This window comes from Paenibacillus aceris (assembly GCF_017874035.1).
GTDB lineage: Bacteria > Bacillota > Bacilli > Paenibacillales > NBRC-103111 > Paenibacillus_E > Paenibacillus_E aceris.
This window is the reverse complement of the sequence record NZ_JAGGKV010000001.1, coordinates 585,171-597,596: the sequence shown is the minus strand read 5'-3', so window position 1 is coordinate 597,596 and position 12,426 is coordinate 585,171. Positions and strand designations below refer to the sequence as shown.

The following is a 12,426-nucleotide window of genomic DNA, read 5'->3' as shown; positions in this document are numbered from 1 at the left end:
GACAGTTTTGCCAAGGCAAAACTAAGACTATGCTTACGAAGAAAGCTTTGCTAAAGCAAAGCTCTTAGGAGGACACCAAGATGTTTCATCATGTGACGGTACTTAAGGAAGAATCAGTTGAAGGTTTACATATAAAACCGGATGGCGTATACGTGGATTGTACGATGGGAGGTGCGGGGCATAGTTCCCTGATCGCATCTAAATTAGGTGCTAATGGGCTACTGATTGCACTTGACCAGGACGATGTCGCTCTAGCAAATGCTCAAACCGTATTGGCTCCTTACCTGGATCGCGTGAAAATCGTGAAAAGCAATTTCAGAGATTTGGAGCATGTACTCATGAATGAGCCGAGAGCACTACGCGATGGGAAGCCGCAGGTAGACGGAATTCTCTTCGATCTTGGCGTATCATCCCCACAGTTGGATGACGGCGAAAGAGGCTTCTCGTATCATCAAGATGCGGAGCTCGATATGAGAATGGATCGTACGACGGAATTAACCGCCAAAACGATCGTGAATGAGTGGCCTCCTGAACGAATCGCCAAAATTTTGTTTGAATATGGGGAAGAGAAGTTTTCGCGCCGAATTGCTGGTGTTATTGCTGAAGCTCGTACCAAAGGTCCGATTGAAACCACGGGAGAACTTGTGGAGTTGATTAAGGAAGGGATTCCTGCAGCAGCAAGAAGAACAGGCGGTCACCCCGCTAAGAGAAGCTTTCAAGCATTAAGAATTGCCGTTAATGATGAATTGGGCGCTTTTGAAGAGGCGCTGGAGCAATCAGTGAGATGCCTGGCTCCGGAGGGCAGAGTTGCGGTTATCACCTTCCATTCCTTGGAAGATCGCATCTGCAAGCAGTTTTTCGTCAAAAATGTGGAAAAATGCACATGTCCGCCAGCTTTTCCAATGTGTGTCTGCAACAAATCCGGTGATCTTAAGTTAGTAACACGTAAACCGATTATGCCAAGTGAGCACGAGTTAGAGGTGAACCAGAGAGCAAGATCCGCCAAACTGCGTATTGCAGAAAAGCTTTGACACAAAAGGAGGAAATTGATATGCCATCTTATATCCAGGGGAATTTGGCTCTTGATCAGAAACGTTCTGTTCCAGCGGCTAAAGCTAAGGTGAAGATTAAAGAGACAACCAAGGTTGTTTATCGCAACAAATCGCTGCCGGCCCAAGAGAAAATGCTGTATCTGTTTACAGTTCTCCTCTGTGTCATAGTTGCAGGTGTGATTATTTGGCGATATGCGTCAATCTACCAAATGAATGCAAGTATTTTGAAAATGCAGGGGGAAATTCGCGAGATTCAAGCTCAGAACAGCGCTTTAAAGCAGGAAGTAGAAAAACTGCAAAGCCCAGATCGTTTAAAAGAGGAAGCTGTGCGCCTAGGGTTTAATTTACAAGACGAGAAGCAGGTAAGTCTAGTAGCTCCGGGAAAAGCCAAGACAGGCACGAACAGCAGTAAAAATACTAAAGTTGCTTCTAAACCGTAACGGGCAGGTATCGATATGACAAAAAAAATTAAGCTGAGATCTTTACTCATTGGAGGGTTCTTTACCCTTCTTTTTGTTGTCCTCTTGGTTAAAGTCTATTGGATTCAAGTGGTGGATGCATCGTGGTTGCTAGAGCAAGCCGAGAAAAAATGGGAGACTGACAGAGTCATCGCACCTGTTCGTGGGACCATTATGGACCGTAATGATAAGGTTCTAGCCGTTGAAGGGACTGCTTACACGGTCACGCTGAATCCCAAAATGATTGATGGACTGCGTGTTGCTGATGATGTCGCCCGAGGTTTGGCCGATATTTTGAAAGAGTCCGATGCGACCAAACCGGCGCTAGAAACTAAGATTCGTGAGCTCGCCACTAGAAAGAAGCCGGATGGTAGTGATTTTGCCGTCAATGTTGAGATTCGCAACGAGGGCTGGAAAATTGACAAGGAAAAAGCGGATCAAGTTCGCGATTTCATTGCGACGATGCAAACGAGGCTGAATAAATCGTCCAAAACGAACATCGGAGTAGGCATTGTTGATGAAAAGAAACGATATTATCCGGGAGAAACGCTGGCTTCGCATATTCTCGGATATACGAACAAAGAAGGCAAAGCAGCGCTTGGCTTAGAGTTGAAGCTGGATGACACGCTAAAAGGCGTTCCTGGCATGTTGAGCTATGAGAAGGACGGCAAGGGAGTGGAGCTTCCGGACGCGAAAGTCAATTTTAAACCGGCGGAGGATGGGAGCAATGTCCGTCTGACCATCGATAAGAACATTCAATTTTACCTGGAGAGCGCGCTGGCGAAAGTGAATGATAAGTGGCACCCGAAAAGCTTAACGGCGATAGCGGTCGACCCAAAAACGATGGAAATATTAGGCATGGCGAATACGCCGACTTTTAATCCAAATACGTACTGGAACATCAAAGATCAAAGTGATTTTAAAAATAATGCTGTGGCCTCCCGCTATGAGCCAGGTTCGACGTTTAAGATTGTCACATTAGCGGGAACGGTAGAAGAAGGTTTATTCAATCCGAATGAGATGTACCAATCAGGTATGATTCGCGTACAGGATAGAGAACTTCATGACCACAATCGCGTGGGTTGGGGCAAAATTTCTTACCTGGATGGACTTAAGCGGTCTAGTAACGTAGCTTTCGTGAAACTAGGATTAGAGAAGCTCACACAACCTAAGCTCAAGAGTTATATTGAAAAATTTGGATTCAATGAAAAAACGAATATCGATATGCCGAATGAAGTATCGGGACTCATAGATATGAAATACCCGTCTGAGTTTGCTACTGCAACGTATGGCCAAGGGAAAGTCGTAGTTACAGCCATTCAGCAAACGGCAGCCTACGCAGCAATGGCGAATGGCGGCAAATTAATGTGGCCGCATATCGTGAAGGATATCGTCGATCCCAAAACAGGGAAGACGATTCAATCGTTTGCACCGCAAGTGATCAGACAAGTCGTTAGTGAGAAGACGGCAGAAACAGTTAGCGGCTACTTGGAGCAAGTTGTTTCAGACCAAGACATTGGAACAGGTAAGCTGGCTTATATGGAGGACTACCGAGTAGCCGGTAAGACGGGGACAGCGAACTTGGTACTTCCTGGAGAAAAAACGTATTCGACCGATTCATGGGTTATTTCATTCATCGGGTACGCACCTGTAGAAGACCCTAAAATTCTCGTTACATTGATCGCCGATCAGCCGGATCTTGGCGGCAACTATCATTTGGGCGGACAGGTGCTAGCGCCGGCTTTTAAAGATATTGTCGGTGAATCCCTGCAGTATATGGGCGTTAAATCAAGCAAGCAAACGCAGATGGTAACCAAAGAAGCGAATAAGTTAAAAGTTCCTAATTTCGTGGATACCACCGCAGAGAGCGCGAGAGCGGCGGCCAAAGAAAGCGGTTTGTCTTTGGAAGTATTCGGTAAAGGGGAGAAGGTCGTGGATCAATTCCCGAAAGCGGGTACTGAAATTTTGTCCTCACAACGAATATATGTTGCGATGCAAAACGTGAGCGATATGCCGCTTCCGAATTTAGTAGGTCGATCGTTGCGGGATGCCGTAGAAGCGTGTTCCTTTTTTAAAGTGGATTGCCAAACCACTGGCGAAGGCTATGTCTCCGATCAGGCGACAACCGGAGAAGGTGAAGGACGCAGCGTGACATTGCAGCTTAAGCCGTTAAGCGATAAAGCCGTTGCAGCTGGCGGTCAAACACAGTCAGCGTCAGATGCTGCGACGTCAACCCCGAATGGGAAGACGGATACACAACGAACTACAGCCAAAAAGTCGCCATAAGCAAAGGGCTTGTTCTAACCCCTGTTTGTCCCGAATAGTCATGTTAGGAATGAGACTGACTTATTTGGGAAGGGAGATTGAACGTTCATGCGTGCTTCTAACGTTACTGTTCGCCGCAGATTGTTTACTGCGCTCATCACTGGCACGGTCATATTTACTGCTCTTATTCTCCGATTAGCCTACGTCCAGCTATGGATTGGACAAGACTTGGCGAATAAAGCGGAGGATAGCTGGAGGAGACAGATTGAGTTTGCGCCGAAAAGAGGAGAAATACAGGATCGCAACGGGATCACGTTGACTTACAGTATGAGCACGCCTACGATCGTGGCGATTCCTGTGCAAATTCAAGATCCTCAAAGTACAGCGGCGAAGCTTGCGGAAGTGCTTCAAGGAAATGCAGATGATATTTATAAACAAATTACGAAAAAAACTTCCCAAGTCGATATCAAGCCGTCCGGACGTAAAATAACGATTGAAAAAGCTCAGGAAGTCCGCAATCTGCATCTGCCGGGCGTCGTTGTCGCGGAAGATAATAAACGATACTATCCGTTCGGCAGTTTAGCGGCACACATCCTAGGCTTTGCTGGCATAGATAAAGGCTTAACAGGGATTGAAGCGAAATACGACAGTCAATTGACCGGCATTCCCGGCAATATCTCGTATATGACGGATGCAGCAGGCAGACCGCTAAAAGGGACGACGGATAAGTATACGAGTCCTAAGGATGGTTTGAACGTAAAGCTGACGATTGACAGTCACCTGCAGTCTGTGATGGAAAGAGAACTGGATCAAGCGATGGTTCAGTATCAAGCGCAAAATGTCGTTGCGATTATGATGGATCCGAACAATGGAGAAATTTTGGCCATGGGCAGCAGACCGACCTATGAGCCAGGCAACTATAAAAATTTTCCGGCTGAGACGTACAACCGGAATCTGCCGATTTGGAAGACGTACGAGCCAGGTTCGACGTTCAAAATCATCACGCTGGCAGCAGCCCTGGAAGAGAAAAAAGTTGATCTCAAGAACGAACCCTTCTATGACCCAGGGTTTATCGAGGTTGGCGGAGCCAGATTGCGCTGCTGGAAGCGCGGCGGTCATGGTAGCGAAACCATGCTCCAAGTTGTTCAAAACTCCTGTAACCCCGGTTTCGTCGTAATGGGCCAACGTCTTGGCAAGGAGAAGCTTTTTGATTATATTTCCAAGTTTGGCTTTGGGAAAAAGACAGGCATTGACCTTGGCGGGGAAGAGAACGGGATTATGTTCAAGCCGTCTCAGGTTGGACCGGTGGAGCTGGCGACGACAGCGTTCGGTCAAGGGGTATCGGTGACGCCGATTCAACAAATTACGGCTGTATCCGCAGCGATCAACGGCGGTAAACTGTTTAAGCCCTACGTGGCCAAATCATTCTCGAATCCGGACACGGGAGAAGTCGTGAACGTGACCCAGCCAGAATTGGTACGCAACGTTATTTCTGAAGGAACCTCGAAACAGGTTCGCGAAGCGCTGGAAAGCGTAGTAGCGTTAGGAACAGGGCGCAATGCCTTTATTGACGGCTACAGGGTCGGCGGTAAAACGGGAACGGCTCAGAAAGTAATCAACGGCCGTTATTCTCCGGATGAGCATATCGTGTCATTCATTGGTTTTGCTCCGGCGGATAATCCGAAGATTGTGATTTACGCAGCTGTGGATGATCCCAAAGGGATTCAATTCGGCGGCTTGATCGCAGCGCCTTTAGTTAAGAATATGATGGCTGACGCTTTGCGCTATATGAAGGTGGAACCGAATAAACAGCAGCTCGACAAAGAGTACCGGTATGGGGAAACGCCGGTTGTTGAGGTGCCGGACTTGGTTGGAGCGTCAGTTGATGATATATTAGAAGATCTGAACATGAATTTTAAGCTGGCAAAGTCCGGCAATGGCAAATATGTGATTAGCCAGGCGCCTAAAGCAGGCACTCGGGTCGATCAAGGTTCAACGATTCGTATTTTTTTATCGAACAATGAGCCGCCGCAGTAGAGGATTTGCGATCCTCTTTAAAAAAAGATTAGCAAATAAGACATGTTTAGCTTTTCCATATGCATAAAATTGTCCATAATAGATAGGAAAAATGTTAAGGAGAGGGTTGCTCATGAAACTGCAGGAGCTTGCTTCCGCACTGCTCATTACCCATATACAAGGAAATGCGAATACAGAGATTACGGGGATTGAAGCAGACTCTCGTAAAATAAAGCCAGGTGATTTGTTTTTGTGCATCCCTGGTCTTACAGTTGACGGTCACGATTACGCCCCAAAAGCGATTGCGCTTGGGGCTTCTGCGCTAGTTACTGAAAGAGTGCTGGATTTGCCTGTCCCGCAGTTGGTAGTGAAGGATGCCAGATATGCGATGGCAGCGTTGTCTGCTCATTTCTATGGTTATCCAAGCAAAGAACTGAAGCTGATCGGAATTACAGGTACCAACGGCAAGACGACATCGACTTATCTGCTAGAAAAAATATTGCGTGACCATGGGTTTACGACAGGTCTTATGGGGACGATCCAAATGAAAATCGGGGATACGTATACCGAGATGGAACGGACGACCCAAGAATCCGTCGATCTTCAGCGCAGCTTTCGCAGCATGTGCGAGGCAGGTACGGATTATTGCATCATGGAAGTGTCCAGCCATGCGTTGGAGCTTGGCCGGGTGAAGGGAATTCATTTCCGTTCGGGCATTTTTACGAACCTGTCCCAGGATCATTTGGATTATCACAAAACGATGGAAGCTTATGCAGCTGCAAAAGGACTCCTTTTCTCCAGGTTGGGGAACGGGTTTTCCGGTGATTCAAAGGAGCGTCAATATGCGATCCTGAATGCGGATGATGCAGCATCGGAGACGTTCAACAAACTTACGGCTGCACAGGTGATTACATACGGCATTGAGCAAGCTTGCGATGTTCGGGCGATCGACATTCGCATTACAGCGAAAGGTACCGCGTTCAAGCTGGTTTCTTTTGCCGGCGAAGCGTACTTCCAGATGAAATTGGTCGGGAAATTCAATGTCTACAACGCTCTTGGGTCTATCGCGGCAGCCTTGGCGGAAGGAATTCCGCTTCAGGCTATACAGAGCAGCTTAGAGAGTATAGCCGTTGTAGACGGACGGATGGAGGTTGTGGACGAGGGCCAGGATTATTTGGTTCTGGTTGACTATGCCCACACGCCGGATGGATTAGAGAACGCACTATCGACGATCCGCGAGTTTGCCGAAGGTAAAGTGATCACTGTGTTTGGCTGCGGCGGGGATCGCGACAGAACGAAGCGTCCTTTGATGGGAAAAGTAACGGCCGCCTATAGCGATCATCTATATGTAACTTCCGATAATCCTCGTACAGAGAATCCGGATGCGATTCTTCAGGACATTGTTCCCGGACTGGCAGAGGTCAAATATCCGGAGGAAAAGTATGAATTGATCCCGGATCGCAAAAAAGCGATACAAAAGGCTATTGATGGGGCAGGCCCCAAAGATGTAATATTGATAGCGGGAAAAGGCCACGAAACGTATCAGGATATCATGGGGGTCAAGCATGATTTCGACGACCGTTTGGTGGCTAAGGCTGCGATAAAGGGGAGAACACGATGATCCAGCGAACATTACAACAAATTGCCGAAATGTTGGGGAGTGAAGTATTAGGGATAGAAGGCACTGGGAGCATAGCAGGCGTGTCGACGGATACTCGCTCGATACCGGCAGGCAGTCTTTTTGTCCCGCTGATTGGAGAAACGTTTGACGGGCATGCGTATGCAGAGGAAGCTTATCATAAAGGTGCGTCGGCTGTTTTATGGCAGGATAACCATGGAGTGGCACCAGCGGGTGTTCCTCATATCCGAGTGACGGATACACTCACGGCTCTTCAGCAATTGGCCAAGGCCTATAGGCAGCAATTGTCTGTACGTATCATCGGCATTACTGGCAGTAACGGGAAAACGACGACCAAAGATTTAGTCGCTGCCGTTTTGGGTAGTACGTATAAGGTGCACAAAACAAAAGGCAACTTGAATAATCATATCGGATTACCGCTTACACTGCTTCAGCTGGAAGAAACGACGGAATTCGCGGTAGTCGAAATGGGGATGAGCGGCCGTGGCGAAATTGAGCTGCTCAGCGATTTGGCCGAGCCGGATGCCTCGATCATCACCATGATCGGTGAGTCCCATATGCTCCAGCTGGGCTCTCGGGAAGAAATCGCCCGTGCGAAGGTGGAGATCGCAAGCGGTATGCCGAGTGGCAGCCTGCTTGTGTACAACGGCGACGAGCCGTTGATTGAACAGGCTCTCGCGGAGCGCAGCCTGCCGGAGGGGCTTCACCGCCTTCGCTTCGGACACGGCGAGAGCAATGCCAAGTACCCGACCGCGATCCGAATGGATGCGGACGGCGCGCACTTCGAGCTTAATTCCCCGGGCTACCCGGAATTGTATATTCCCTTGCTCGGCACGCATAACGTCATCAACGCGTTAGCGGCCATCGCCATCGGCGAAGCCTTCGGCGTTCAGCCGGAAGCGGTAGCAGCGGGGCTTCGCTCGCTGCAGATGACAAGCATGCGCATCGAAAAGCTGACGGCTGCCTCCGGGCTGACCGTGCTGAACGATGCGTATAACGCCAGCCCGGCCTCGATGCGGGCGGCGATTACGCTGACCGAGCAGCTGAGCGGCTTCGGTCGGAAGTTTCTCGTGCTCGGCGACATGCTGGAGCTTGGCGAGCACGAAGAGCAGTTCCATCGCGAGATTGGCGCGATGCTCTCTCCGGAACGTGTAGACGGCGTCTTCACGTTCGGGCGGTTAGGCCGCTTCATCGCAGAGGAAGCGGCTGCACGGTTTCCGAAGGATCGCGTGCGCGCCTTCGAGGACAAAGAGCTCCTCGCGAGCGAGCTTGCCGCTGAAGCGCGAGCGGAGGATCTTGTGCTCGTGAAAGGCTCGCGCGGCATGCGTCTTGAGCAAGTTGTGAATGCCTTACTCGCCTGATAGGCGTGAAAATAATTATTATGAAACAGTAGATCGTTTTCGAAATGGCGGAAACGAGCAGGGGGAACCGACGTGGAAAACGCAATTTTATTAACGATGGGCGTTGCATTCGTGCTCGCGCTTATTATGGGGCCGCTTTTTATACCGATTTTGCGGCGCATGAAATTTGGCCAACAAATCCGTGAGGACGGCCCGCAGGGACACTTGAAAAAACAAGGCACACCAACTATGGGCGGCGTCATTATTTTACTTGCGCTCGCCTTGGCGACGCTTCGTTTTGCCGATAAAAATTCGGATCTATTGATCTTGCTAATCGCCTCACTTGGCTATGGGCTTGTAGGTTTTCTGGACGATTATATTAAAATTATTTTTAAGCGATCACTAGGGCTTACGGCCAAACAAAAGCTGTTCGGACAGCTCTTGATTTCGGCTATTGTTTGCTACTTGCTTGTGATGCAAGGTCATAGCACGGACTTATACATCCCATTTGTGGAATTCCATTTCAATCCTGGTTGGCTGTATTTCCCTTTAATGGCGATTCTCATGTTAGGTGCTTCCAATGCGGTCAACTTTACCGATGGATTGGATGGCTTATTGGCAGGGACAAGTGCGATTGCCTTTGGCGCGTATACGGTGATTGCCATGAACAATACACAACCAGAGGCTGCGATTTTCTCAGCGGCAATGGTGGGAGCTGTACTTGGATTCCTCGTGTTCAATGCGCATCCGGCTAAAGTATTTATGGGAGATACCGGCTCTCTTGGTATCGGGGGCGGCTTGGTGGCTGTTGCGATTTTGACCAAAGCGGAGCTGCTTTTAGCGGTCGTAGGCGGAGTATTCCTGATCGAAATTCTCTCCGTTGTCATCCAAGTGGTATCCTTTAAGACAAGAGGCAAGCGCGTATTCAAAATGAGTCCGATTCATCATCATTTTGAGCTGGTCGGATGGTCGGAGTGGCGTGTCGTTATTACATTCTGGGTCGTAGGTCTCGTACTTGCCGTACTCGGATTATATATGAATGAGGTGTTGTAGAACATGAAGCATCCGCGTGAATATCGTGGACTTGAAGTGGTCGTTCTGGGCTTGGCTCGCAGCGGTGTCGCTGCGGCTAAGCTTTTTCATCAAAATGGAGCCCTGGTCACAGTCAATGACAAAAAAGAGCGAAGCGCATGCCCTGAAGCCGACGAACTGGAGGCTCTGGGTATTTCTGTTGTATGCGGGTTTCACCCGGAGTCTTTGGTGCATGAGGGCATCGCATTAGTTGTGAAAAACCCTGGCATTCCGTACTCGGTAGAGCCGATCCGCAAAGCATTGGAACTAGGGATTGAAGTCGTTACTGAGGTTGAGGTCGCATATCAGTTCTGCGAAGCTCCGATTATTGGAATTACCGGTTCAAACGGAAAGACGACAACGACGACACTTATAGGATTAATGTTGGATTCAGCAGGGTTGTCTCCTGTGGTGGCGGGTAATATCGGGCGTGCTTTAACGGAAGCGGCACCCGAAGTTACAGCGGACAATTGGATGGTGGTGGAGCTAAGCTCCTTTCAACTGAAAGGAACGACATCATTCCGTCCGAGAATCGCGCTGTTATTAAATTTGTATGAAACTCATCTGGACTATCATGGTTCGATGGATGACTATATTGCCTCGAAGGCAAAGCTGTTTGAAAATCAAACAGAGGAAGATACGGCTATACTCAATTGGGACGATCCGGTATGTCAATCACTCCTCCCTACGCTGAGGGCGAAACTTTTTCCGTTCTCGATGAAAGAAACTTTATCGTACGGCGTGTATTACGATCAGCCGTCAGAGACGCTTGTTTATGCGAACGGACAAGGTGAAGTTGTGCCGATTATGCCGGCGAGAGAAATGGGAATTCCGGGCAGCTTCAACGTCGAGAACGCACTGGCTGCGGCTGCAGCAGCCCTCACAGCAGGCGTTGAGGTTGGTGCGATAGCAGATGTGCTCAGAAGCTTTCAGGGCGTAGAACACCGTCTGGAGCTCGTTAGAGAGCTGAATGGTGTTACCTTTTACAATAACTCCAAAGCAACCAATGCTGCGGCTTCCATCAAATCAATCGAAGCATTCGACCAGAAGCTTGTCCTGATCGCAGGAGGATTGGATCGGGGATCTGACTATATGGAGCTGCTCCCTACGTTCCGTGAACGTATTAAGGGCATTGTTACACTGGGACAAACGAAAGAGAAAATTACACATATTGCCGAACTGGCAGGGATTAGCTGCATTCAAACCGTCGATACTGCTAAGGATGCAGCGGATGCCGTTAATAAAGCCGTTCAGCTTGCTTGGCAGATGAGTGAACCCGGGGATATCGTCCTGCTTTCACCGGCTTGCGCAAGTTGGGATATGTTCCCCTCCTATGAGGACAGGGGACGCATGTTTAAGGAGTCCGTGCATAACCTTTAAATAGGGCTTATCCACATGTGTTTGCTGGCAGGTGACGTTTCGTTGCCTGCTTGGCGGAGCATCCTTTGGATGTGGCCCAGAACACATAAAGAGGTGTCTGTTATGGGTAAATCACGGTCTGCTCCTGATATTTGGATTATTATTCCAACCTTGCTGCTTTTGACAATTGGCATTATTATGGTTTACAGTGCGAGCAGTGTACTTGCATTTCGCGAATTCGGCGATTCACTGTACTACCTGAAAAGACAGTTGATTTTTGCTGTTTTAGGGATTGTCGCGATGTTTTTTACGATGAATGTCGATTATCTCGTTTGGAAAAAGATAGCGCGAATTACGTTGATCATTTGTTTCGTCATGTTGATTATCGTGTTAATTCCCGGCATCGGGGTTGTTCGCGGCGGAGCTAGAAGCTGGTTAGGGATTGGCGCTTTCGGTATTCAGCCGTCGGAGTTCATGAAGATGGGAATGATTCTTTATTTAGCTAAAATGTTGTCCGAGCAGCAGTCCAAAATTACCCAGTTTTCTAAAGGGTTATTGCCTCCTCTAGGGATTATGGGCCTTGCTTTCGGCCTGATTATGCTGCAGCCCGACCTTGGAACCGGAGCCGTGCTTGTTGGCGCTTCGCTATTAATCATCTTTATCTCAGGCGCAAGATTGCTTCATCTCTCATATCTAGGTATGATAGGGGTTGCTGGTTTTATAGGACTCATCATTGCCGCTCCTTACCGTTTAAAACGGATTACTGCTTTTTTAGATCCTTGGCAGGATCCTCTCGGCGCAGGTTATCAGTCTATTCAATCGCTATATGCGATCGGACCTGGAGGCTTGGTAGGCTTAGGTCTAGGCATGAGCCGCCAGAAATACAGCTATTTGCCTGAGCCGCAAACCGACTTCATTTTCTCCATCATTGCGGAAGAGCTTGGTTTTATCGGCGGGACCTTAGTGCTTCTGCTGTTTACAATTCTTGTATGGCGGGGGATGCGTGCGGCCATCACGGCGCCTGACACGTTTGCCAGTCTTATTGCTGTCGGCATTATCGGAATGATTGCTGTTCAAGTTATTATTAATATCGGTGTTGTAATCGGCATGTTTCCGGTTACCGGCATCACATTGCCATTCATAAGTGCAGGTGGCTCGTCATTGACGCTTATGCTGACATCTGTCGGCATCCTGCTCAATATATCCCGTTATTCGAGGTGACAGGG

General features: G+C 48.6%; 9 protein-coding genes. All 9 read left to right on the top strand.

The genetic code is table 11. The features are described 5' to 3' along the window. Nucleotides 1-80: 80 nt before the first annotated feature. The 9 genes from rsmH to spoVE all read left to right on the top strand — a co-directional run bounded on the left by rsmH (nt 81) and on the right by spoVE (nt 12,421). Entirely contained in the window at nt 81-1,031 is a 951-nt protein-coding gene (gene rsmH, locus J2Z65_RS02905) for a 16S rRNA (cytosine(1402)-N(4))-methyltransferase RsmH (RefSeq protein ID WP_167063718.1), read from the top strand. Nucleotides 1,032-1,051: 20 nt separating this feature from the next. Continuing rightward, complete coding sequence (ftsL2, locus tag J2Z65_RS02900; protein ID WP_167063721.1) at nt 1,052-1,492, top strand: cell division protein FtsL; 441 nt, start codon at nt 1,052-1,054, stop codon at nt 1,490-1,492. A gap of 15 nt (nt 1,493-1,507) precedes the next feature. Beyond that, complete coding sequence (locus J2Z65_RS02895; RefSeq protein ID WP_167063724.1) at nt 1,508-3,796, top strand: penicillin-binding transpeptidase domain-containing protein; 2,289 nt, start codon at nt 1,508-1,510, stop codon at nt 3,794-3,796. Between the two features lie 87 nt (nt 3,797-3,883). Next, a complete protein-coding gene (locus J2Z65_RS02890; protein WP_167063728.1) occupies nt 3,884-5,812 on the top strand; it encodes a stage V sporulation protein D in 1,929 nt (642 codons plus the stop codon). Nucleotides 5,813-5,924: 112 nt separating this feature from the next. Beyond that, complete coding sequence (locus J2Z65_RS02885) at nt 5,925-7,412, top strand: UDP-N-acetylmuramoyl-L-alanyl-D-glutamate--2,6-diaminopimelate ligase (RefSeq protein ID WP_167063733.1); 1,488 nt, start codon at nt 5,925-5,927, stop codon at nt 7,410-7,412. Further along, entirely contained in the window at nt 7,409-8,791 is a 1,383-nt protein-coding gene (locus J2Z65_RS02880; protein WP_209855719.1) for a UDP-N-acetylmuramoyl-tripeptide--D-alanyl-D-alanine ligase, read from the top strand. The genes J2Z65_RS02885 and J2Z65_RS02880 overlap by 4 nt, the downstream gene beginning before the upstream one ends. Nucleotides 8,792-8,887: 96 nt before the next feature. Beyond that, the gene (mraY, locus tag J2Z65_RS02875) at nt 8,888-9,823 is read left to right on the top strand and encodes a phospho-N-acetylmuramoyl-pentapeptide-transferase (RefSeq protein WP_167064347.1); all 936 of its coding nucleotides are present in this window, start codon (nt 8,888-8,890) and stop codon (nt 9,821-9,823) included. 3 nt (nt 9,824-9,826) lie between these two features. Beyond that, complete coding sequence (gene murD / locus J2Z65_RS02870; RefSeq protein WP_167063736.1) at nt 9,827-11,221, top strand: UDP-N-acetylmuramoyl-L-alanine--D-glutamate ligase; 1,395 nt, start codon at nt 9,827-9,829, stop codon at nt 11,219-11,221. Between the two features lie 102 nt (nt 11,222-11,323). Then, nucleotides 11,324-12,421, top strand: coding sequence for a stage V sporulation protein E (gene spoVE, locus J2Z65_RS02865; protein ID WP_167063739.1), 1,098 nt, complete (start codon nt 11,324-11,326; stop codon nt 12,419-12,421). Nucleotides 12,422-12,426: the final 5 nt, after the last annotated feature.